The following is a 23187-nucleotide window of genomic DNA, read 5'->3' as shown; positions in this document are numbered from 1 at the left end:
CCCCTTTAAAATTACTATATTTGTCTGCTGAGAAAATGGGTTTGAAGCCTGTTTTGCTCATGAAAATAGAAAACTACATCTAGCTAAACCAACTCCATGACTACGATTCCTGAGAGCTATAAACCCAAAAATCACATTAGAATTGTTACTGCTGCCTCATTGTTTGACGGGCATGATGCTGCGATTAATATCATGCGCCGTATCATACAGTCAACCGGCTGTGAGGTAATACATTTAGGTCATAATCGATCTGTACAGGAGATCGTTGATTGTGCGATTCAAGAAGATGTGCAGGCAATCGCAATTACATCTTATCAAGGTGGGCATGTAGAGTTTTTCAAATACATGTATGACTTGCTTCGTGAAAAGGGAGCCGCACATGTTAAGATTTTTGGTGGAGGGGGAGGAACAATCCTCCCTGAAGAGATCAAGGAACTGCATGAGTATGGGATTACTAGAATTTATGCGCCGGACGATGGACGCTCCATGGGATTGCAGGGAATGATCAATGACTTAGTAAGTCAATGTGATTTCGCCATTGGAGATGAGCTACCGGAAGGTTTTGTACTTGGAGTGAAGAGTAAAGAGCATGTGGCAAGAGCCATTTCGGCTTTCGAAAATTTCCCGGAAAACTCCACCCAGCTTCTAGAAAAAGTTAGAAAACAAAGTAAAGAATGTAAAACTCCTGTACTAGGAATCACAGGAACCGGTGGTGCCGGAAAGTCTTCTTTGGTAGATGAATTAGTTCGAAGGTTCATTATGGACTTCGAAGATAAAACATTGGCTATCATATCAGTTGACCCATCTAAGCGAAAAACAGGTGGAGCCTTACTTGGTGATAGAATTCGCATGAATGCGATTCATCATCCTCGTGTGTATATGCGCTCATTGGCCACTAGGCAATCAAATCTTGCGCTATCCAGATATGTCCAAGATGCGGTGGATACGGTGAAAGCTGCTGGGTTTGATATGGTGATTTTGGAGACTTCTGGAATTGGTCAATCTGATACGGAGATTATTGAGCATTCAGATCTTTCACTCTATGTGATGACTCCTGAATACGGCGCAGCATCTCAATTAGAGAAGATCGATATGCTTGATTTTGCTGATGTGATTGCGCTGAACAAGTTTGATAAGCGTGGAGCTTTAGATGCGATTCGTGATGTGAAGAAGCAATTTAAACGAAATCATAACCTTTGGGAAGCCAAGGATGAGGACTTGCCGGTTTTTGGCACCATTGCCTCTCAGTTCAATGATCCTGGGATGAATCAGTTGTATCGTACGCTTATTTCAAAGATTGCAAAGAGTCATCCAGAGATGGAAAGTGATTTTGAATTGACGGCTGGTAGCTCTGAGAAGATTTATATTATTCCTCCTGCGAGAACTAGATATCTGTCTGAAATCTCTGAAATCAATAGAAACTACGATGTCTGGGTGGAGGAGCAAAAGGAGATCGCTCAGCAGCTTTACAGCATCACCAAGTCTATTGAAGCCATAGAAAATACGAAAGTGGAGGATAAGGATCGTCTGATCAAAGAACTTCAGGAAGTATACGAGCAGGTAGAACTTGAATTTGATCCAAAGAATAAAAAGTGGTTGGAGGAATGGCCCGCAGAAGCAGCCAAATACGGTGAAGACTATTATATTTTCAAAGTGAGAGATAAGGAGATCAAGATTAAAACTTTCTCCATGTCACTTTCTGACTCCAAAATCCCAAAGGTTTCCTTGCCTAAATATGAAGCTTGGGGCGACATTTTGAAATGGGGATTGCGGGAAAATGTTCCAGGTAAGTTTCCATACACCGCAGGAGTTTTTCCATTTAAAAGAGAAGGAGAGGATCCAACAAGGATGTTTGCTGGCGAAGGCGGACCAGAGCGTACCAATAAACGCTTCCACTATGTATCCAAGGATACAGACGCTAAGCGTCTTTCTACTGCCTTTGACTCGGTGACATTGTATGGAGAAGACCCGGATCACCGTCCCGATATCTATGGTAAAATAGGAAATTCAGGTGTTAGTGTTTGCTGTTTGGACGACGCAAAGAAGCTCTACTCTGGCTTTAACTTAGTAGATCCAATGACCTCTGTGTCAATGACTATAAATGGTCCTGCGGCTACCATGACAGCATTTTTCATGAATGCTGCCATAGATCAACAATGCGAAGTTTATATCAAGGCGAATGGACTAGAAGATGAGATTGACCAAAAAATCAATCAAATCTATAAAGCTAAAAACCTTCCAAGACCTACATACAATGCCAAGGTTCCGGAGGGAAACAATGGCTTAGGATTGATGCTGCTAGGAGTCACAGGTGATCAGGTGTTACCTGCAGAGGTTTATCAAAAGATCAAAGCTGATACCATTGCGAAAGTGAGAGGAACAGTACAAGCTGACATTTTGAAAGAAGATCAGGCACAGAATACCTGTATTTTTTCTACTGAATTTTCTCTTAGATTGATGGGAGATGTTCAGCAGTATTTTATAGAAAATTCCATCCGCAATTTCTATTCGGTTTCTATTTCCGGATATCATATTGCTGAAGCAGGAGCTAACCCGATTACACAATTGGCGTTGACGCTTTCCAATGGCTTTACTTACGTGGAATATTACGTGAGCCGTGGCATGGATATCAATCAATTTGCTCCAAACCTTTCTTTCTTTTTCTCGAATGGAATAGATCCAGAATATGCGGTAATCGGCAGAGTGGCGCGTAGGATTTGGGCCAAAGCCATGAAGCTAAAGTATGGTGCTAATGAACGCTCCCAGATGCTGAAATATCATATTCAAACTTCTGGTCGCTCCCTTCATGCCCAGGAAATTGATTTCAATGATATCAGAACAACCCTTCAGGCGTTGTACGCGATCTATGATAATTGCAACTCTCTGCATACCAATGCATACGATGAAGCGATTACGACACCTACTGAAGCATCAGTTCGAAGAGCAATGGCTATTCAGCTGATTATCAATAAGGAATTGGGGCTTACAAAGAACGAAAATCCTATACAAGGCGCATTCATAATCGAGGAATTGACAGACTTAATTGAAGAGGCTGTTTATGTGGAGTTTGATAGAATTACCGAGCGTGGAGGAGTACTTGGTGCTATGGAAACTATGTACCAGCGTGGGAAAATCCAGGAAGAAAGCATGCATTATGAGATGCTGAAACACACTGGTGAATATCCGATCATCGGTGTGAATACCTTCCTTTCTTCTGATGGTTCACCTACGGTAACTCCAGGTGAAGTCATCAGAGCAGAAAAGTATGAAAAAGAAGCTCAGATCAAGACCTTGCAGATACTTCATTCAGCAAACCCAGAATTGGTGAATAAGCACCTAGAGGCATTGAAGAGGGTTTCTGTAAATAATGAAAATATATTTGAGGAACTAATGGAGGCAGTTAAGTATTGTTCACTTGGTCAGATTACACATGCGTTATACCAAGTAGGCGGGCAGTATCGCCGAAATATGTAATCTTAATTCAAGATTGAAAAATTGGAAGATTGCAAAATTCTTAAGAATTATAAGTCTATTGATTAATTAGAGATAAAATGGCAAAGAGAAATGTGACAGTTCGCATGAAAGCGGATCACGAATATGAGTCCGTAAATCCACAAGGAAATGTAGTACAGATAGATATGTATGATCCTCAGGATAAAAAAGCACAGTCTCCTATGGACATGCTACTTTCCGCGGTAGGTTCATGTGCATCTGTAGATGCTGTCTTGATGATGAAAAAGAAGCGTAAAACAGTGAATGATTTGATCGTAGAGGTAGAAGGAATTAGAAACGATGGAGTTCCTGCTTTTTACACAGATATTCATTTGAGGTTTATCCTCACCTCTCCGGATGCCAAAGAAGAGGAGTTTGCAAAAGTGGTTGCGCTATCGGTAGAGAAGTACTGCTCGGTAGCTTCTTCTTTGAAGTCGACCATTACATTTTCTTCTGAAGTAAAAGCAGTTTAATGAGAGTTGTCAAAGAATTTAACCAGGAGGATATTCGCATCAGTATATTCTCCTGGAATAATAAATATATCCTCAAATTTGAATTGGGGCCAATGGAGCAAACTTTCAAAATACCTGAAACAGATGTTCTTGATGAATCTGATTTGGGAATTTTTTGGATGGGAGATTTTTTTGAAAAAGTGAAAGTAAGATTTAAAGAAATGGGAGATTCATTTAGGGCTGAAGTGGGAAATTTATAATTTCCTGATTAGTTTGAATCCTATGAAGTTCTATTTCCTTTGGTTTTTCCTTTTTGTCTTTTTTCTAGCATCCTGCAACTCTTCTGATAAAACGCAGCGAGATCATAGCCTTGGCCTTGATGATTCCATTATTTTGGAAATGGAATCTGAGCTTAAAATATTGGAAAATGAGATCATTTTATTAAAAGATCATTTCGAATTTCTTCTAGAAAATCGGGATAGTATTCTGCAAAAAGCAGACCGTACAAAGTATAGTTTTGATGGGGGATATTCTACTAATACTCCTCAAGATTCCGAAAATCTGAGCTCTGTAGTTATTCTAAATACAACCAATGATTTTGATAAATCAATGGAAAGTGTGTTGATAACTAATAGTATGGATTCTCTATTTAAGAACTCGCTTGAAAAGTATGGGATTATTGCTCAGGTCTATTACAATGCCATAGATCAAGTGTCCAGAGTTTTTCCTCCTTATGATGCAAAAGCTCTATTGGATTTAAATATTGATGTTACAGCGTTTAATTTTTTCTATGAAGGGGATTTTAATCATAATCCAGCAAAGGGTGCAAAATGGATTCCTGAAGTATATGTAGATCCTGCAGGAAGGGGATGGATATTATCATTGGTTCATCCGGTTCTCTTGGATGGTGAATTATATGCTGTATTGGGCATTGATATCACAGTAGAAGAAATTTTTGAACGATATTTAGAAAACAAAAAAGGTGAGTATTTGATCGTAAATAGCAAAGGCGATATAGTCGGAGGGAATTCCGGTGCTATCGAGGCTCTTAGTTTTCCTCCTTTGTTAAACCATGTATATAGAGAAACAATCTTGTCAGACAACTACAGAGTTTCTGACTACAATTTGTTTAATAGCAAGAATAAGGAGGTTAGAGAAATGGCAAAATCTATCATTTTGAAAAAGGAAAAATTTTATCAATTCAAGGATGAATTTAGTCCAGAAGCAGCTTATGCGGCTCCTTTTAATCTGCTAGAGTGGTATTTAATAGAGATTGAGCCAAGTTTATGATGAAAAATAGATTAGGATACCGTAGAGATTTTTGGCTAACTCTTGTAATAGGCAGTGGGTTGGTCTTTATGGTGGTCCTATTAGGTGTCAGTTTTTTTATTGCTATTTCTGACGCTGAAGTCAAGGCTAGAAAGGAGTTCTTGATAAAGCAGACGGAACTTGCCGCTTCCGAGATTGAGCTAGCTATTGATAGATTTGAAGAAAACGCCAATGGACTTACAGACTATCTTGAAGACGATGATCTGGATGGGGACGATTTCAGAGAAGATCTAACCAAAGCTGTAAGAAAAATCTATAATAACTATCCAGGCCTCATTGACACTGCATGGGTAAATCTTCAGGATTCGGTGGTGTACATGACCAAAACTGACCGAAACGATTTCATTCGAAATAGATATACCAAGAAAGTACCACTTAAAGGAAGTCGTAATTTTCTATATTTCACAGAAGGGACCGGGAAGGGATTTGAAGTTACATTTTCGTTAGATCCGGTAAAGTTTACCAAGAATTTTGTCACTCATTATTATTTGAATAATGGTGGTAAAAAATTGCTCCTAATAGATGAAGAATTGGTAAGCCTTGATCTTGAGAATGCGCAATCCAATTTAGAGATTGATGCCGTTTCGCTTGAAAGTATTCAAAATGATGCTTCAATAGGTGTAATTGGGATATACGAAATTGATTGGGAGCAGGAGACAGAATCCGGCATTGGAGTATTGGTAGAATATCCTTTTGACTATGGAAGTATTTATGAAAATGTAGCCCTTTTATTTATGATTGAATCCAGTTCAATCACAAGTGGGATTTATAGTACTTATCTATTTTTATTTACCGGTTTTGTATTACTATTAATTGGTACCGTTGTATTTTTCACGCTTTCACTACAAAACAGATTGGAGTCTCAAAAACTACTTGAAGAAAGTGCCACGGAGATTTCAGAACTATTTGACCAGCAAAATATTTTACTTAAGGAGCTCAGGGGCTTTGTGTTTTTTCACGATTACAAAGGACAGATAACTCGCGTAAGTGACGAAGTGGAAGAGATATTAGGACATCCTAAATCCGAGTTTTTGGAGGCATTTGGAAGTAATGCAAACCATGCAGATGTTTTGAATGTAAAAAGGTTAGTGAAGGGGGCTTTGAGTCAGAACAAGTCATTCATTGATCTTGAATATGATTTTAAAAAGCCAGATGGGTCAGTAGTAAGGTTAAGAATCTTCGAAAAACTAATCTTTGACAAGCTCGGTAGGTTTAATGGTGGACTTGGGATTTGTACAGATATTTCTGACCAATTTCAAAGTAAGCAGGAGTTGATTGAAAGTGGAAAGCGTCTCCAAAACCTCATCGACAATATTCCTGATATTATTTTTGCGTATGATAATGATGGGGTTTTATTGGAGTCTTATGCCAAAGATCAGAAATTTCTAAAGTCCTTAGGTACCTCGGTAATCGGAGAGTCTGTGTTTGATTTGGTTCCAAAAAAACAACGTGACCAGACGAAATTCGCTTTTAATCTTGCCAGAAAATCCGGACAAATTCAAACGGTAGATTTAAATTTTAATTCAGGACACGATAGTCAGTACTTTGAGATTCGTTTTTTCCCTTTGGATACCAAGCGAATGATGTCTATTACCAAAGATATTACCAGCCAGCGTGTTTGGGAAAAGGGCTTGGTAGAAGCAATGAATGCTGCAGATCAAGCTAGTAGAGCTAAGTCCGAATTTTTGGCAAACATGAGTCATGAGATAAGGACACCAATGAATGGGCTCTTGGGAATAATTGATTTGCTAGACCAAACGACCTTGAATGATGAGCAGCTTCAATACCTGGATGTAATCAAAAATTCAGGTAATTCCTTATTGAGTATTATTAAGGACATCCTCGATTATTCTAAAATTGAGGCCGGAAAGATAGAAATCAATTCCAATAACTTTTGTCCTGCAGATGAGCTTGAAAAGCAAGTTCAAATTCTCTTTGGACTAGCTCAAAAGAAAGGAGTTATCCTCAAAACTATCCATCAGCCAAAAACTGAGGAGATGATGGAAGGAGACGTGGAGAAAATCAATCAAATAATTCTGAACCTGGTTGGTAATGCTGTGAAGTTTACCCCGAAGGGAGGGACTGTGTTGGCCAAGCTGGAGATTGAAAATATTTCAGGAGGAATTAATTATTTAAAATGTATAGTTCAAGACAGTGGAATAGGTATTCCAGCAGAGGAAATCCCTAAACTCACAGATCCATTTTATCAGGTTGAAAGCTCAAGCTCAAGAAGTTATCAAGGAACTGGACTAGGTTTGGCCATTGCAAAGAAGATTGTAGAGTTGATGGGAGGAGAGCTCGCCATATCAAGTGAGCTAGGGAAAGGTTCTGTTTTTTCCTTTTCGGTAATTGTTAAGAAAGCAGCAGACACAGTAACAGAATACTCTTTAAATGATCAGCCAAGGAGGGTAAATTGGAATGGAATGGCCAAGGAATTTCCGCTCAGAATTCTTTTGGCAGAGGATAATGACTTAAATCTTCAGCTTATGCATCTTATGCTGGATCAACTAGGCTATGAATTTGAGGTAGTTAGAAATGGGCAGGAAGCCTTGCAAAAGGTCAAAGAAAAAGAGTTTGACATCATTCTGATGGATGTACAAATGCCTATTTTAAATGGTTTGGATGCAGCAAAGGAGATTAGAATGTTGGGTGAGCAGGGGAGAGTTTTTATTGTTGGCTTGTCAGCCAATGTCTTTGATGAGGATCAGAAAAAAGCTGTAGAAGCGGGTATGGATGATTATTTGACCAAGCCAATTAGGCTATTTTCGTTAGCAGAAAAATTGAAAGAGTATTCCTTAAAGACTGAACTATCACCTAAAAAAGTATAAAAAAGCCGGTTTGACTAGCTTTTTTATACTGGAGTATTGATATCAATGGAGTTACAACATCTGCCATCTCCGTGGATTACGGCATAGAATTGATGGACAATACAAGGATTTTACCAACTAGTATTAACTATTACATCTTAGTTTTCATTAGCTAAGTGTTCCCCTAGCCAACTCCCCAAATTTTCCTTAAGAAGATATACTTGTTCTTCCTCCATCGGTTTTTGCCAAAAATCAATAATGAACTCGTATTCCTTGGATTTTTCAAATTCACTTTTACTTAGGGAAGAAGTAACCATCACCACTTTGATATCCGCATGTTTGATTTTCTCGACTAGAATTTCCAGAAATTCCCACCCGTTGATTCGGGGCATATTGATGTCTAAAAAAATCAAAATTTTGGTAGTAGATGCATCTATAGGAATTATGTAGTCCAGCGCCTTTTCGGCATTTAGAAAAGTGCTTGGGGACCTATTAAGTGCACCTTCTTTGACGATGATTTCGTGGAGAAAGAGAACTCCAGGATCATCGTCAATGATAAGAACCTGAGGTGTGTTAAATGTCATTTCTTTTGTAGGTTTTCGGACATGTAATGTGTTTCCTTCACTATTTTATCAAGCTGTTTCAAAGCATCCAAAAGTTCCAATTCGAGTTGTTCTTTGCTTTTACCCACATTGGTGTACTTAGGGTAGTTGATCAATAGTTGATTGATTCCCATTGCTTTGGTCAGTGGTGCCCGTACCAGATGAGATTGATTCCATGTGATTTCCTTCAGAATCAAATTTTGATCCTCAATTTCATTTACAGCGATTTTTAGTTTTTTATTAGAATAGCTTAGTTCCAAAGTCCGCTTAGCTACTTTTGCCTCCAGGTCCTTTTTCATCTTGCTGTTGAAGTAGTGCTGAAAGATGAAGTATGCCAAAAGAATAATTGCTAAGGCGATAAGGGTCCAAAAGTACGGAGTTTCAAAAAATGTGGCTTCTACTTTGATAGGAATGGTTTGGTTCATTTCGAGCTGACCATTTCTAAGCATGATTATTTCTAATTCATATTTTCCGGGTTTCCAGCCATTAAAGTTTAATTGCCTTTGATTATCGATGGGAATCCAAGGGCCTGAATTTTTACCAATTCTATAGAAAAGTGAATACTGCGAAGGGTTTTCAAACTCTATCAGGCTGAAAGAAACCTGAAACATCCTAATTCCTGCAGGAATTAGGATTTGATTTTCAATCGCTGTGATTTGATCGCCGACACTAAGCTCGTCCCAAATAAAGTTGATTGGATTTTTTGGAATTGTCGAGAGTGAAATGGGATCTATTATACCAACTCCTTCTACAGTCGGAACCCAGATTTTTCCTGAATAATCAAGCATGGCAGCTGGGAAAATCAATCCGTTAGATTCCGAATTTGGCATTCCCATTTCTTGGTTATAGAGGGTGGAAGCAAGAAAAAAATCTTGCTCAGGATTATTTTTAAAATTTTCCAGTTCTGAATCTGAAAAATATTGAACCCCAAAGTTATTGCTAATCCAGATGCCATCTACAGGATCCTCAGTGATGCTATACACGCTCTTTGATTTAAGTCCGTTTGGCTTCTTGATGGAATTGAATTCCCCCTTTGAATTAAAAAGAATTCCTCCGTGAGTGGCAAACCACAAATCGCCACTCTTATCTTCATGGATATCGTATACTACGTCTTCTCCGGGGGTAAGTGGCAGTTTTTGGTTATTGAGAAATTTACCGTTTTCTATCCTGAAGATTCCTCCGTTTAGGGTTCCAATGATGATTTGCTTGTTTTTCAGTTCCAGGATGCTGATGAAGCTGGTTCGATCAAATTCAGCAGGAAGTTCTACCGAATGGAGGATACCAGCTGTATCATAATAGTGCATACCGCCATGGCGCGTCAAAATCCAAAGCCATCCTTTCGAATCCTCATAAATGGCTTGAACATAGTGACTTTTTAGTCCATCCTTTGAAGTGATGGTATTGATCACTTTGCCTGATTTTTGGTCAATAACCGAGATGCCGGTCGACGAACCAGCGTATATTTTTCCTTTTGAGGCACCTATTGTAGTCACTCTGTTTTGGATCAGTCCATCTCGGGTGGTTAGGGAATGGATGGTTTGGCCTTTGATCCGGTGAAGGCCATCTGCCATAGTTCCTATCCAAATGCTGCTGTCCTGTGCTTGAAAAATGGGTTTGATGTTTTTTTCATGAAGCACATCAAAATTCAGTTGTTTTACTTTTGCATCTTTTACTACTGCCACACCTTTTCCTAAGGTTCCCAAATAGATGATATTATCCTCTTTGATTATTTTTCGAACTATATAATTTTTTAGCTCTGGGTAGATATAGCGGGATATTTTACCGTTATCAATCGATAAAATCCCCTTTTCCATAGACCCTGCCCAAATTTTGTTTTTGGAGTCGATAGTCAGGCTAGTTGAGTTGATGTCTGGATATTCCCGATAGGAAACGATCAATTCCATTTCATAATCTTCCTTCAATCTATAAATCCCCTCATTTGGATTAGATATAAGTAAGAAGTCAGCATTACCAAACACTTTTTGGACTACAAATGAATCGGAGGATATTAATTGGGATTTTTCTGCGATCATATCCAATTCATAGAGTCCTCGTGTAGTCCCCACCAATAGCTTGGATGGGCTTAGAGAGTAAAATGAAAAAATTTCCAAGGGGAAGTCAGGTTGCCAAAAATCAAGTGTGCCGAATGTCCCATTTTTCCAAGTATGGATTTTTCCAGTTTGGGTACCTATCAATAATTCTCCCTTTTGATTTTTTGAAATTGCCCTAATCCAAGTCTTATCGGCGATTTCATGGCAGTCGATGACTTTAATTATGTTCTTTTCCAACAGCGCGATACTCCGATCAGCGGATGCCCAGATACCTTCTTCAGTTTTGAAAAATGTGTAATACGTCTGTTCGATCATCAGAGGATTGGTCTCTTGATCAAAGACCTTGGCGTTGGTTCCGTCCAGTCGCACCAAACCTTCCTCGGTGGCAGTCCAAAGGTACCCGTGATTGTCTTTTTCCAGAGCGTAAATGGTATTTTGAGGTAGACCATTAGAATTGTCCCAGATATTCATGATGTAATTGCTGGGAACTATAGTTGAATCCTGAAAATAAAATTCCGACCGGGCATAAACATTTACATTCCCTGTAATTAAGGTTGCAAATTGGATGATGACAAAGAAAGCTGATATAATTATAACCTTAAGATTCAAAACTGAGGAGATCGGGGAATTGCTAATTTTGGAAAGTACTGCGCTAAAATCACTTAGTTTTTTTTCTGAGATTTTTGATTTGTTTTTTTATAAAACTGGGTTTAATAAGCTTAAATATAGGATATATTTTCCCCTCGTTTTAGCGTGCAAAGTAATATTTCGTGAATGTATTTGCATGCATTTTTTATATAAAACCGAGTCTTTTTTAAGGTAAATTATCAACTACAGAAAAGTACCTTTATAAGGATAAAAACCTAGGTTATTTGATTCTTATTAGATAAAAATATTTCTTTAATTTTTACAGAAAATCGAAATAGAATTTGATTTGGCAAAAAGAGAGCTTTAGAGAGAAGTTAACTCCGGCAAAGTTTAAGGCAGGTTAACCCTTTCAAACAATGCAGGATCGAAGCCAATATCAATATTGAGTTTAGGTGTCCCAGTATTGAAGAGAGGAAAAAGTGTTTGAAATCATTCTGATGAATGTACAAATGCCTTTTTAAAAGGGTTTAGATGCAGCAAGTGAAATTTTATTGTTGGGAGAGTAGGGGAGAGTTTTATTGTTGGCTTATTAACCAATGTCTTCGATGAAAATCTGGAAAAAGTGGTGGAACTGATACGTAAGATAATTTTATCAAGCCTAATAGGCTATTTTCATAGGCTGGAAAATTCAAAGAGTATTCCTGAAAGACTGAATTATCGCATAGAAAGGTATAAAAAAAGCCGGGCTGACCGGCTTTTAATTTTATAGTGGAGTATTGATATCAAATGCTTCCAGATAATCTGAAACTCGCTTGACAAACTTGCCTCCCAGTGAACCATCAACAACCCGATGGTCATAAGAGTGGGATAAAAACATTTTATGTCTGATTGCAATCACATCGCCAGTCGGTGTCTCTATTACCGCTGGTTTCTTCACTATAGCACCAACTGCCATGATTGCTACCTGAGGCTGAGGGATAATAGGTGTTCCCATTACATTGCCAAAAGATCCAACATTGGAAACGGTATAAGTACCACCTGCTAGGTGATCGGCGTTTAATTTATTATTTCTAGCAAGGTTTGCGAGCTCATTTACTTTTTTCGAAATGCCAACAAGATTAAGTTGATCAGCTTTTCTAATGATGGGTACGATAAGATTTCCGCTAGGTAATGCTACCGCCATACCTACATTGATGTCTTTTTTCCTGATCAATCTATTTCCATCAACTGAAATATTGATCATTGGAAAATCCCGAATGGCTTTTGCAACTGCTTCTATAAAGAATGGAGTATATGTGATTGATTCACCAAATTTTGCTTTGTAATCAAGCTTATGACGCTCTCTCCAAAGGACTATATTGGTCATGTCAGCTTCTACAAATGATGTGACATGGGCAGAAATACGTTTTGACTCCACCATACGCTGAGCAATCATTTTGCGCATGCGGTCCATTTCGATAATCTCATCTTCACCTGAAACACTAACCTGTACTTTCGGAGTAGAAATAGACGGAATTGCGGCAGTTTCTTTGGCAGGAGCTTTTCTGGATTTAAGGTAATCTAACATGTCCTGCTTGGTCACTCGGGCATCTTTTCCAGTACCAGGCACTTTGGCAAGCTCAGCTTTAGAAATTCCTTCTTCCTTGGCTATACTTTGAACTAGAGGTGAGTAGAATCTTTCATCACTGGCGTCAATGGATTGCGGAGTCTCTTCTTTTGCTAGGATTGCAGCTGTGTTTTCTGGGGCCTCAGCAATTAATTCTTCTTTCTTACTCGCTATTTTTGACCCAGAAGTAGGTGCTGTATTTTTTTCCTCCCCTTCAGTTTCAATGATTGCAATAGGAGCACCCACGGCGATCACATCTCCTTCTTTTGCAAGGATTTGTTTCAGTACACCAGCATGGGTAGAAGGTACTTCAGTATCTACTTTATCAGTAGCCACTTCCAATACAGATTCATCCTGTTCAATCGTGTCACCCTCTTTCTTAAGCCAAGTAAGCACTGTACCTTCTATGATACTTTCGCCCATTTTGGGCATTAGCATTTCTACAATCGCCATGGTTATTATTTAATAATTTATTGGGTTTATATACAAGTTTTAAAATTAAATTTTCTAAAACACTATCCCAAACCTTTCAATAGAAATTTTATTTGTTATTTCTCCAAAATACAAATTCGAAGGAGATTCAAAACTGCAACTCCAGTCAATTGTATATTGAGCATTCTGTCTTGTGTAAGCTGTAGTTTTTTGGTCTCAATAAAACCTTCTCCAGCACAGGATATCCAAACAGTACCAACCGGTTTTTCATCAGTTCCCCCATTTGGACCAGCAATACCGCTACTTGATAAACCAAAATCAGCATTGAATAAATCTCTAACTCCTGTGGCCATTTCTCTGACAGTCTCTTCACTAACGGCACCAAAAGAGCTTAAAGTTTCATTCTTAACCTGAAGAATTTCATTTTTGAATTGGTTATGATAAGGTATTACTGCTCCTTGAAAATACGAACTACTGCCGGAAATACTTGTAATTAAATGTGAAATGTAGCCTCCCGAACAGCTTTCGGCTAAGGCTATTGTTTTATTATTTGTTGTTAAAAGCTTACCAATTGCAGTTTCTAAAGTTTCAGAATCATAGCCATATACATATTTCTCAATGCTCGGTAGGACCAGATCGATTTGCGCTTGTATATCTTTTTCTATTTGAATTTTATCCTGGCCAAAACCTGTAAGTCTTAACTTGACATGACCTAAGGACGGTAGGTAGGCCAAGCGAATATTTTTAGGCAAAGCATTTTCCCATTCCCGTATTAAATCAGCCAGCCAGCTTTCTCCAATGCCAACGGTTTTCACCATGCGATGTACAATGATTGGGAGGGGAAATAGGGTAGGAAGCTTTGGCAAAACGAAATCAGTCATCAGCTTTTTCATTTCATGGGGAACACCAGGCATTGACATCCAATAAGTTCCATTTCTTTCAAACCACATCCCTGGAGCTGTCCCCACCTCATTTGGCACATAAGTACAGCAGGCAGGCAAATGACCCTGCAGGATGTTTAAGGGAGTGATATCTCTTCCACGTTTTTTGAAAAATTCTGTGACGGCGTCCACAGCAGCAGGATTTTCTACAATTGGGCAATTAAAGTATTCAGCCATCAAGGGTTTGGTCAAATCATCTTGCGTAGGACCAAGTCCTCCTGTGATCAAAATGATATCAGCTCGGGATTCAGCCGAAGTAAAAGCAGCTAAGATATCTTTTCTATCATCGCCCACCGTGGTTTTTCTCACCACTTTGACGCCCAGAAGATCCAACTCTTTGCTGATCCAATGACTATTTGTATCTACGATTTGACCATAGAGCAACTCATCTCCTATGGCTATTATTTCAGCTCTGACTACTTTCATTCTTTTATCTCACCTCTGATTTGCGGAGGATTTTTGTGAAAACTGTTGGGACAAATCGCTTCAGATAAATACCCAACGTCTCCTTTCCTCCGATATATACTTCTTCTTTTTTATTCTTCAGCGCATTAAAAATTTCCTTGGCGCAATCTTCAGCACTCATTCCATTTTCTTGAGCTTTATCCATTTCGTTCAGGGGAGATCCGTCGGCAGTCAAGGCATTTTTGGAAACATCTGTCTTGATAAAACCTGGGCAAACCATAGTTACAGAAATATTTTCCTCAAAATGTTCTAATCTTAATGATTCGAAGAATCCATGGAGTGCGTGCTTTGCAGCTGCGTAGCTCGATCGATAGGGTGAGCCAAACTTGCCAACCAACGATGAAATGACTCCAAATTGCCCAGATTTTCTTTCAATAAAATGAGGGAGGATTGCTTTTGTAAGAGCGACTGTGCCAAAGAAATTAACTTCCATAAGCTTTCTGTCCACTTCAATTGGCGTGTCTCTAATCAGTGAGCGCTGGCTAATTCCACCATTATGAAGCACCGAATCAATATGCCCAAAAGCAGCAATTGCTTGAGCTGTTTTCTCTGGAAATGAGGCCTGATCTATCAGGTCAAGGGGAAGTACTTTGCAATTTTCCGGATGTAAGCTACTTGATTTCACTTTTTCAAGTGCTTCTGCTTTTCTCGCTGATAGAATTACTTGGTATCCCTCACTTACAAATTTATAGGCAGATGCTTCTCCAATACCTGAAGATGCTCCAGTAATCCAGATTACTTTTTTAGACATACTACTTATGGATTCTTTCGTAATTGACGTAAGTGAACGGGTACTGATTGCGATCATCAGCAGGATGAAATTCACTGAAAGTTATCTTCCAGTTTTCCTTGTTGAATTCCGGGAAATGGGTGTCTCCATCAGGAGAGGCTTCTACTTCAGTGAGTACCAACTCGTCAGCCATAGGCAATGTTTGACGGTAGATTTCACCTCCGCCGATGACATAGAGATGTTCTATATGTCTCTTTTGGCAAAATACAAATGCTTTTTCTACGCTCTCAAACACATAATGACCTTCAGGTACTTTATAGTCCTTATTTCTGGTAATTACGATATGGGTTCTATTTGGTAGAGGTTTTCCCAATGACTCAAATGTCTTTCTCCCCATGAGAATAAAATGATCGGAAGTGAGTCTTTTAAATCGTCTGAAATCATCTGGCAATCGCCAAACAAGTCCATTTTCCTTACCAATTACATTGTTGGTAGCCAATGCGGCTATTAGTGATATCTTCATGCAAAATCCTTCTTGCCTTGAAGATAATAGGCCTTAACCCCATAAAAAATAAAAAAAGCCAGAATTACTGCTTCTCCATGTTATTCATGATGTTTGGATAATCTGCCATGGTAAGGGATTTAGGAGATGATTCATCTATTTCTATCACTTTCATCTCTACTTTCTCTGAGTCTTTGGAGGTGAAAGTCAATTCCATGAAATTGCCTTCGGGCATATTTTTAAAATGCTGCGCGTATCTTTCCTGAGCTTTAGATGTCATCATAGGGCTGTTGGTGCCCCAAAAGGAAGCATAACCTCCAATAGGTTTATCTGTCAACCAGTAATAACCTTCTCCATCCTCGCTGACTACATGATACTCTTCACAGGCATACCCTAGAATATCTTTGGTATTTCCTGTTTTTTCAATTGTTACATCATACTCATCACTATTTGACTCTATTTTTTGATCCACCATTTCATCCAAATCGTCCATATCTAGTTTGTAAGCGAAACTTGATTTTTCGCCTTTATTTTCTAGAAATACGATTGATGCCTGATTTTTCACATCAAAAATCATAGATGTAGTGGCTTTTGGGTTTTTAGGATCAATTAATTCCATTCCAGTATAATCTGTGGATTCAGCTAGATAGGATTTTAAAAGAAAAGGATCCTCAGTCTTTCCTTTTTCATTTGTGCTGACCATTTCTAGTACTAAATATCCAAAGAATTCATACTCATCCTCCGTGTCTACAGGTTCTCCAAGACCGCCTAAAACCTTGCTCATATCAAAACCTCCAGTGGAAGAACTGTCGGACCCATCACCATACATATCTGAAAACAATTTTTCAAGCTGCTTTTCGGTCATTTTGGTCGCTTCTTTCTCTACTTTGTTTTGTATGGCTTTCTCTACACCTCGATTTGCAGCTTTCTGAATTTTTTTAATGAATTGAGCTTCGGCAGAAAAGGAAAAAGAGGTTATGAAAAGCAATAATAGGATGCTACTTAACAGATTTTTCATGATTCTATATTTTAAAAATTGGTATTTACTTCCTTTAAGTTCCTTAAAATCAGTGTAAAAATGAAATATTTATCGCTTTATTTCAGCTTTTCTCTAATCATGAAAACTTATATCCCCTGAGTAATTCGTCAACTTTCATGCGTTTTTTGCCTTCCAACTGAAGTTCTAAAATGTCCAGGATTCCTTCACCTGTTTGGACTTTCATATAGCTTTTATTGTCAGTTTCCAATTGCCCGATGGGTTTGCCTGTGGATTGTTTTGAGGAGAAGCTGGTTTTGTAAATTTTACAGATTTTGTCGTCAAACCTAGTCCAAGCAGCAGGGTAGGGAGAGAGTCCGCGAACCAAATTGTGAATGGATTCAGCTGATTTATCCCAGTTTATTTCGCAGGTCTCTTTGAAAATTTTTGGAGCATGATGAAGAGCTTTGGATTCGTCTTGAGGCAAAGCTTTAACCCTATCTTCTGCAATATCTTCTACGGTCTTAAGAACCAACTCTGAACCAACTTTCATCAGTTTTTCATAAACAGTACCGAGATCATCTTCAGCTAGAATCGCTACTTTTTCCTGATAGATAATACTTCCGGTGTCAATCTCATGCTTAAGAAAGAATGTTGTCACTCCTGTTTCGGTATCGCCATTGATAATAGCCCAATTGATCGGAGCTGCACCTCGATAATTGGGCAAAAGAGATGCATGCAGATTGAATGTGCCTAATGGAGGCATATTCCACACGGACTCAGGAAGCATTCGGAAAGCAACTACAATCTGTAGATCAGCCTTTAGCGCACGTAGTTCATCCTGAAATTCTGGCGATTTTAAATTTGTGGGTTGAAGAATATTCAAATTCAGTTTCAGCGCAACCTCTTTTACCGGTGAGGGAATTAGTTTCTGACCACGACCTTTGGGCTTATCCGGTGCCGTAATCACTCCTACGATATTCCATCCATTTTCCACTAATAACTCTAAAACAGGCACTGCGAACTCAGGAGTACCCATGTATATAATTCGAAGATTCTTTTTCATAGTGAAGTTGATTTGAAATTTGAATTTAGAATTTGAAATATTCAAACTCAATTATTGATAAGGCTTTTGGCAAGTTAGAGCTTGTAGGTTCCTAACTATTACTAGCTATGATCTTAGCCAAGCTGAACAGAATTTGAAAGAATTAACGCTACTATACTCAAAAAGTAAATAAAGGGCGAAAGTTTCGTTTGCTTCATGCTATTTTGCGGTCTCATCGAACAAATTAAAGCAGTCCTTTGAACCTTTCCTATTTCATTGCCAAAAGAATCAGTTTCAAGAAAGCTGGTGGATTTTCGGCCACTATACATAAAATTGCAGTAGGAAGTCTAGCGCTTGGTCTAGCCGTATCTCTTGTGTCCTTTATGGTTTTGGGAGGTTTTCAAAGTACAGTTTCTGACAAAGTCTACGGTTTCACGGGTCACTATCAAGTGCAGCGATTCACGATGAGCAATGCCTTCGAGGAAGCTCCTTTTTCTTTGAATTCTGAGTTCAGCAAAACCTATCGAGAACTTCCTTTTATTACTAAGGTTCAGTCATTTGCCCACAAGGCAGCTTTAATAAAAGGAGATGAGGAAGTAGAAGGGGTATTGATGAAGGGTATAGGCCAGGATTTTGACACGCTGGGTTTTAAAAAGTATGTAATAGAAGGTAGAATGCTTCAGATTCCCGAAGAAGGAACGAGTAATGAAGTCATGCTGAGTCAGTTTATTGCCAATAAATTGCTGCTGAAAGTAGGTGATAAGATCACGCTTTATTTTGTGCAGGACCCACCTAGATACAGGAGAGTTGAAGTAGTAGGAATCTTTCAAACATACCTTGAGAATTTTGATGAGAAAATTATAATTGGAGAATTACAAACCATCAGAAATCTGAATGACTGGACCAAAGATCAGATTGGCGGGATGGAGGTTTTCGTGGATGATTTTAAAAATGTTGATACATATACGCCTGTTATAGAAGAGTATATGGATTATGACTTAAAGTTGATAAATAGCCAAGATAAATTCCTGGAAATCTTTGACTGGCTTAGTTTATTGGACAACAATGTCTATGTATTCATTGGCTTGATTGGCTTTGTGGCAATCTTTAATATGGGAGCAATTCTCTTTATTTTGATCATGGAGCGTACTCAAATGATCGGTTTGCTGAAAGCTTTGGGTGCTACCAATCAACAAATTCGAAGGATATTCTTTTGGAATGGGATCAATATTCTATTGCGGGGAATGATAATAGGAAATGTGATAGGACTAGGAATTGGCATTTTGCAGGACAAATTCAGATTAATCCCTTTAGAAGCTGAAAGTTACTACATGAGCTACGTCCCAATTGATTGGAATTGGCCAGCTTTTATCCTGATAAATATTGGTATAGTAGTATTGACAGCAGCCGTATTGTGGATCCCGGTAATGGTGATTTCTAAGGTTGATCCTATTCGGTCAATACGCTTTGATTAGCCTTGTATGGGCTGAAAATACTTTTGATTTTCATGGAGATAACTCCAAATCCAGCTTCCTTAAAAATCCCTGGGCTCATTTTTGAAGTTCCTTTGGTGCGGTCGGTGAAAATGATTGGAATTTCTACGAGTTTATACCCAAGCTTCCAAGAGGTAAATTTCATTTCTATTTGAAATGCATAGCCTACAAATCGGATTTCATCCAGTTTTATTCCTTTCAGAACTGACTTATGGTAGCATTTAAATCCGGCAGTTGCGTCTTTTACTGGCAATCCAGTAATAAATTTCACATATACACTGGCGAAGTAAGACATCAAAACTCTCCCCATAGGCCAGTTTACCACATTTACTCCTGTGATGTATCTGGAACCAATAGCTAGGTCAAAACTCCGATCAGCACATGCTTCATAAAGCCTTATTAAGTCATTAGGGTTGTGCGAAAAATCTGCATCCATTTCGAAAATGAAATCATAATCCTTCTCTAAAGCCCATTTAAAACCAGTAATATAGGCTGTACCTAAGCCTAGCTTTCCTTTACGTTCTAGCAGGTGAAGCCTATCCGGAAAAGCAACTTGCTGGCTCTTTACCAAATCACCGGTTCCATCTGGACTACCGTCATCAATCACCAAAAGCTCAAATCCACCATCCAGCTTCATGACCGCGTGGATCATGTCTACAATGTTTTCCTTCTCATTAAAAGTTGGGATTATGACGAGTTTACGATGGTTCATAGCTAGGGCAAAGGCCAAAAGTAAGGCTAAAGACCGATTTTAGAAGAGTGGTGACTATAAATTTTGGTTAAAGTATAGATTTGCGTAAAAATTCAGCAAAAATGATCCATGTAGCTATCGTCAGTTATTTCTCAATTGGGGCATATGATAACAATACACTCGATGAAAATCAAATGTTGTCGGAAATTCTATCCGAACTTCAAATTTCTCATGAGATTGTAAGCTGGTCTGACACTGCAGTTAAATGGGAGCAGTTTTCACTCTTGCTAATCAAATCAACCTGGGACTATTTTGACTATTATCCTGAATTTTTAACTTGGATAGATAGAATTAAAAAGCTGAGAATACCTGCCTTAAATAGCATGGATACCATTCTTTGGAACTCTTCTAAAAGATATCTTCTGGAAATTGAATCCAAAGGATATCCAGTTATTGCAGGGATGATTTTAGAGAAGGGACTGCCTATAGTAAAGGAAAAAATAGCTTCAAAAATTCAATCTGAAACTTGGGTGGTAAAGCCCTTAGTGAGCGGTGGAGCTAAGAATACGCTGAAAATTAATGGAGACAATTGGGATCAACATCTTGAAAAAATTCAAGCTTGGGTGAATGAAGAAGCATTTTTAGTTCAACCTTTTGTTACTGAGGTTGAACGGGTAGGAGAGTATTCACTTATCTTTTTCAATAGGAAGTTTTCCCATGCAGTTTTGAAAACTCCGGCAAGCAAAGATTTCCGGGTTCAACATTACTTTGGAGGAACGATAAAACCAATTATCCCATCAGCTTCTATGCTGCTTTCATGTCAAAATCTTATAGATGAATTCGCCTCAGAAAGTCTGTATGTCCGAGTAGATGGGGTGGAGATAGATGGCGAGTTCCACTTAATGGAACTGGAAATGATCGAGCCGTACTTATTCCTTGGATTGAGTGAGCAGGCGATTAGTAATTATAAGGAAGCTATTATGGCGCGGTTGACATAGCTGTTTTGAACCTTTAAGATTGCTTTATTTCGAGATCAATCAGCTGATGCCAAGCCTAAATAATTCAAGCATTGTTGCTTTTTTGCCAAAGCTTCAGTGTGTTTTGGGTTTTGCGCCAACACTGCATCAAAATCCTCTAAAGCCCATTTTAAAAAACCTGCATTCATTAATGCAAATCCACGATTGTAGCGTCCTACCATATTATTTGGTTCACGACTTACATAAGAATTAAAAGAAGCTGCGCATCCCAAGGCATCTCCTTGATAAGCGAGAGCCATTCCTGTATAATAATAAACTTGGGCATAATCAGGATTCAAATCCGCTGCTTTTCTTAAAAATTCCTCTGCTTTTTTGAATTTCCCATTCATTAACATTGTACGACCAAGTAGATACATAATGTCAAAATCTTCGGCATTTAGTGTAGCTGCTCGGAGAATCATGGTTTCTGCCTTTTCGTAATCCTTTTGCTCAAAAAGTAGTTTAGCCAAACCTCCATACGCGTGTGCATATTCCTTATCAATTGAAATGATTCGCTCATAATCTGATTTTGACTTTTCTATTTCCCCGAGCTCTTCGTAGCACCTTGCACGTATGTGTAATGCTTTTACATCAGTGACATTGAAAAATAAGTACGAATTCAAGTTCGAAATAGCATCTTCATATTGCCCATTATTGAATTGTTGTTCAGCCTTTTGAAGACTACTTGAGCAAGAGCTACTCACAATTAATAATAAAATAATAGTTATTGTACGTAAAAGTCGTTTCATGACTAAAAGAACAAAAAAAAAGGGATTAGGAAAAACTTTTTTTGTGAAATTTCCCTAATCCCTACGAAATTTTCAGAAATAATCTCTTCCCGTTTAGAAAAGACGCTTATCTGTTGATTTTTAAAGAACTCCCTTCGTACTTGGAAGTTGATTGATATTTCTTGGATCACGCATCACGGCCATTTTAATAGCTCTTGCAAAAGCCTTGAAAATTGCCTCTATTTTGTGATGCTCGTTATCTCCTTCTGCTTTGATATTTAGATTGCACTTTGCCGTGTCTGAGAAGGATTTGAAGAAATGGAAGAACATTTCGGTAGGCATATCGCCAACTTTTTCCCGCTTGAAATCAGCCTCCCACATCATCCAGGGTCTACCGCCAAAATCAATGGCAGCCTGTGCTAGCACATCATCCATAGGCAATAGAAATCCGTAACGGTAGATGCCTTTCTTATCACCCAAAGCTTTTAAATAAGCTTCTCCAAGTGCTAATCCAGTATCTTCTATGGTATGGTGCTCATCGATGTGTAAATCACCATTCACCTTGATTTCCAGATCTGTGCTTCCATGTTTGCCAAGTTGCTCGAGCATATGGTCAAAGAAATGCAAGCCAGTTTTGATATCGCAGTGGCCATTTCCATCCAGATTTAACTTGATGTAAATATCAGTTTCGGAAGTCTTGCGTATTACCTCAGCAGACCTAGGTGGCATCTTCAAGAATTCGTAAATCTCATCCCAGTTCGTTGTGCTCAAAGCTGCATTTTCTGCTTTTTCTCCAATGAAAATTGCCTTGGCTCCAAGATTCTCAGCAAGCTTCACGTCTGTGAGTCTATCTCCGATTACATAGGAATTAGCCAAATCATATTCTTCGGAAAAATATGCTGTCAGAAGACCAGTGTTCGGCTTTCGCGTTGGCGCATTTTCACTTTCAAAAGTCTTGTCGACATGTATTTCCTTGAAGAAGATATTCTCTTGTTCCAGTGTTTTCAACATTTTGAATTGGGCCGGCCAGAAGGTGTTTTCAGGAAAGGAGTCTGTTCCGAGTCCATCTTGATTCGTAACCATCACCAACTCAAAATCAGTCTCTTCAGCAATTTTGCGAAGGTTAGAAATAGCCTTCGGCAAAAACTCTAGCTTCTCTAGGCTATCTACCTGAAAATCAGTTGGTGGTTCTTTGATTATTGTTCCGTCCCTATCGATAAAAAGTACTTTTTTTGCCATGA

The 23187-nt window shown here is 38.6% G+C and carries 18 protein-coding genes; 7 read left to right on the top strand and 11 right to left on the bottom strand.

The window, feature by feature from the left end; all coding sequences use genetic code 11:
• Positions 1–96 precede the first annotated feature (96 nt).
• The 5 genes from LV83_RS08775 to LV83_RS08755 all read left to right on the top strand — a co-directional run bounded on the left by LV83_RS08775 (position 97) and on the right by LV83_RS08755 (position 8101).
• Positions 97–3474: a methylmalonyl-CoA mutase family protein gene (locus tag LV83_RS08775; RefSeq protein ID WP_111611174.1), complete on the top strand. Its 3378-nt coding sequence runs from the start codon at positions 97–99 to the stop codon at positions 3472–3474.
• A 77-nt stretch (positions 3475–3551) separates the two neighbouring features.
• Entirely contained in the window at positions 3552–3965 is a 414-nt protein-coding gene (locus tag LV83_RS08770; RefSeq protein WP_111611173.1) for an OsmC family protein, read from the top strand.
• Positions 3965–4204 (top strand): hypothetical protein, encoded by a 240-nt coding sequence (locus LV83_RS08765; protein WP_111611172.1) that lies wholly within the window; start codon positions 3965–3967, stop codon positions 4202–4204. The genes LV83_RS08770 and LV83_RS08765 overlap by 1 nt, the downstream gene beginning before the upstream one ends.
• A 22-nt stretch (positions 4205–4226) precedes the next feature.
• Positions 4227–5234 (top strand): cache domain-containing protein, encoded by a 1008-nt coding sequence (locus tag LV83_RS08760; protein ID WP_111611171.1) that lies wholly within the window; start codon positions 4227–4229, stop codon positions 5232–5234.
• Complete coding sequence (locus tag LV83_RS08755; protein ID WP_211320468.1) at positions 5234–8101, top strand: PAS domain-containing hybrid sensor histidine kinase/response regulator; 2868 nt, start codon at positions 5234–5236, stop codon at positions 8099–8101. Before LV83_RS08760 ends, LV83_RS08755 begins: the two co-directional genes overlap by 1 nt.
• Before the next feature lie 137 nt (positions 8102–8238).
• Here LV83_RS08755 and LV83_RS08750 read toward each other — a convergent pair whose 3' ends face one another.
• The 8 genes from LV83_RS08750 to fmt form a co-directional block, all read right to left on the bottom strand.
• On the bottom strand, positions 8239–8664 hold the full coding sequence (locus LV83_RS08750) for a response regulator (protein WP_111611169.1): 426 nt from the start codon (positions 8662–8664) through the stop codon (positions 8239–8241).
• Positions 8661–11204: a ligand-binding sensor domain-containing protein gene (locus tag LV83_RS08745; RefSeq protein ID WP_111611168.1), complete on the bottom strand. Its 2544-nt coding sequence runs from the start codon at positions 11202–11204 to the stop codon at positions 8661–8663. The genes LV83_RS08750 and LV83_RS08745 overlap by 4 nt, the downstream gene beginning before the upstream one ends.
• Positions 11205–12084: 880 nt before the next feature.
• Entirely contained in the window at positions 12085–13380 is a 1296-nt protein-coding gene (locus LV83_RS08735; protein ID WP_111611166.1) for a dihydrolipoamide acetyltransferase family protein, read from the bottom strand.
• A 95-nt stretch (positions 13381–13475) separates the two neighbouring features.
• Entirely contained in the window at positions 13476–14726 is a 1251-nt protein-coding gene (locus tag LV83_RS08730) for a competence/damage-inducible protein A (protein WP_111611165.1), read from the bottom strand.
• 4 nt (positions 14727–14730) lie between these two features.
• Entirely contained in the window at positions 14731–15516 is a 786-nt protein-coding gene (locus LV83_RS08725; protein ID WP_111611164.1) for an SDR family oxidoreductase, read from the bottom strand.
• A gap of 1 nt (position 15517) precedes the next feature.
• Complete coding sequence (locus tag LV83_RS08720; RefSeq protein WP_111611163.1) at positions 15518–16018, bottom strand: dihydrofolate reductase; 501 nt, start codon at positions 16016–16018, stop codon at positions 15518–15520.
• 64 nt (positions 16019–16082) lie between these two features.
• The gene (locus LV83_RS08715) at positions 16083–17015 is read right to left on the bottom strand and encodes a DUF4412 domain-containing protein (protein ID WP_111611162.1); all 933 of its coding nucleotides are present in this window, start codon (positions 17013–17015) and stop codon (positions 16083–16085) included.
• Positions 17016–17112: 97 nt separating this feature from the next.
• Complete coding sequence (gene fmt, locus LV83_RS08710) at positions 17113–18039, bottom strand: methionyl-tRNA formyltransferase (RefSeq protein ID WP_111611161.1); 927 nt, start codon at positions 18037–18039, stop codon at positions 17113–17115.
• Positions 18040–18275: 236 nt separating this feature from the next.
• Here fmt and LV83_RS08705 point away from each other — a divergent pair, with 236 nt between their 5' ends.
• A complete protein-coding gene (locus tag LV83_RS08705) occupies positions 18276–19493 on the top strand; it encodes an ABC transporter permease (protein WP_111611160.1) in 1218 nt (405 codons plus the stop codon).
• Here the strand turns inward: LV83_RS08705 and LV83_RS08700 are convergent.
• The gene (locus LV83_RS08700; RefSeq protein ID WP_111611159.1) at positions 19468–20223 is read right to left on the bottom strand and encodes a polyprenol monophosphomannose synthase; all 756 of its coding nucleotides are present in this window, start codon (positions 20221–20223) and stop codon (positions 19468–19470) included. The genes LV83_RS08705 and LV83_RS08700 overlap by 26 nt on opposite strands.
• Before the next feature lie 101 nt (positions 20224–20324).
• Here LV83_RS08700 and LV83_RS08695 point away from each other — a divergent pair, with 101 nt between their 5' ends.
• Entirely contained in the window at positions 20325–21200 is an 876-nt protein-coding gene (locus LV83_RS08695) for an ATP-grasp domain-containing protein (RefSeq protein WP_111611158.1), read from the top strand.
• A gap of 35 nt (positions 21201–21235) precedes the next feature.
• Here the strand turns inward: LV83_RS08695 and LV83_RS08690 are convergent, their stop codons facing one another.
• Positions 21236–21967, bottom strand: a complete 732-nt coding sequence (locus tag LV83_RS08690) for a tetratricopeptide repeat protein (RefSeq protein ID WP_111611157.1) — start codon at positions 21965–21967, stop codon at positions 21236–21238.
• Between the two features lie 120 nt (positions 21968–22087).
• Positions 22088–23185 carry a bifunctional histidinol-phosphatase/imidazoleglycerol-phosphate dehydratase HisB gene (hisB, locus tag LV83_RS08685; RefSeq protein WP_111611156.1) on the bottom strand — a complete coding sequence of 366 codons (1098 nt, stop codon included), beginning with the start codon at positions 23183–23185 and terminating at the stop codon, positions 22088–22090.
• Positions 23186–23187 lie beyond the last annotated feature (2 nt).

This window comes from Algoriphagus yeomjeoni, from assembly GCF_003259505.1.
GTDB lineage: Bacteria > Bacteroidota > Bacteroidia > Cytophagales > Cyclobacteriaceae > Algoriphagus > Algoriphagus yeomjeoni.
The sequence above is the reverse complement of the archived record's forward strand: the minus strand, read 5'-3'. Positions and strand labels throughout refer to the sequence as shown.

Excerpts from the sequence above, each read along its gene's own strand:
- LV83_RS08765 (WP_111611172.1), top strand. The coding sequence starts at position 3,965 with ATGAGAGTTGTCAAAGAATTTAACCAGGAGGATATTCGCATCAGTATA.
- LV83_RS08725 (WP_111611164.1), bottom strand. The coding sequence starts at position 15,516 with ATGTCTAAAAAAGTAATCTGGATTACTGGAGCATCTTCAGGTATTGGA.
- LV83_RS08720 (WP_111611163.1), bottom strand. The coding sequence starts at position 16,018 with ATGAAGATATCACTAATAGCCGCATTGGCTACCAACAATGTAATTGGT.
- LV83_RS08715 (WP_111611162.1), bottom strand. The coding sequence starts at position 17,015 with ATGAAAAATCTGTTAAGTAGCATCCTATTATTGCTTTTCATAACCTCT.
- LV83_RS08775 (WP_111611174.1), top strand. The coding sequence starts at position 97 with ATGACTACGATTCCTGAGAGCTATAAACCCAAAAATCACATTAGAATT.
- LV83_RS08695 (WP_111611158.1), top strand. The coding sequence starts at position 20,325 with ATGATCCATGTAGCTATCGTCAGTTATTTCTCAATTGGGGCATATGAT.
- LV83_RS08750 (WP_111611169.1), bottom strand. The coding sequence starts at position 8,664 with ATGACATTTAACACACCTCAGGTTCTTATCATTGACGATGATCCTGGA.
- LV83_RS08730 (WP_111611165.1), bottom strand. The coding sequence starts at position 14,726 with ATGAAAGTAGTCAGAGCTGAAATAATAGCCATAGGAGATGAGTTGCTC.
- hisB (WP_111611156.1), bottom strand. The coding sequence starts at position 23,185 with ATGGCAAAAAAAGTACTTTTTATCGATAGGGACGGAACAATAATCAAA.
- LV83_RS08735 (WP_111611166.1), bottom strand. The coding sequence starts at position 13,380 with ATGGCGATTGTAGAAATGCTAATGCCCAAAATGGGCGAAAGTATCATA.
- LV83_RS08770 (WP_111611173.1), top strand. The coding sequence starts at position 3,552 with ATGGCAAAGAGAAATGTGACAGTTCGCATGAAAGCGGATCACGAATAT.
- LV83_RS08760 (WP_111611171.1), top strand. The coding sequence starts at position 4,227 with ATGAAGTTCTATTTCCTTTGGTTTTTCCTTTTTGTCTTTTTTCTAGCA.
- fmt (WP_111611161.1), bottom strand. The coding sequence starts at position 18,039 with ATGAAAAAGAATCTTCGAATTATATACATGGGTACTCCTGAGTTCGCA.
- LV83_RS08745 (WP_111611168.1), bottom strand. The coding sequence starts at position 11,204 with ATGAATATCTGGGACAATTCTAATGGTCTACCTCAAAATACCATTTAC.
- LV83_RS08755 (WP_211320468.1), top strand. The coding sequence starts at position 5,234 with ATGAAAAATAGATTAGGATACCGTAGAGATTTTTGGCTAACTCTTGTA.
- LV83_RS08690 (WP_111611157.1), bottom strand. The coding sequence starts at position 21,967 with ATGAAACGACTTTTACGTACAATAACTATTATTTTATTATTAATTGTG.
- LV83_RS08700 (WP_111611159.1), bottom strand. The coding sequence starts at position 20,223 with ATGAACCATCGTAAACTCGTCATAATCCCAACTTTTAATGAGAAGGAA.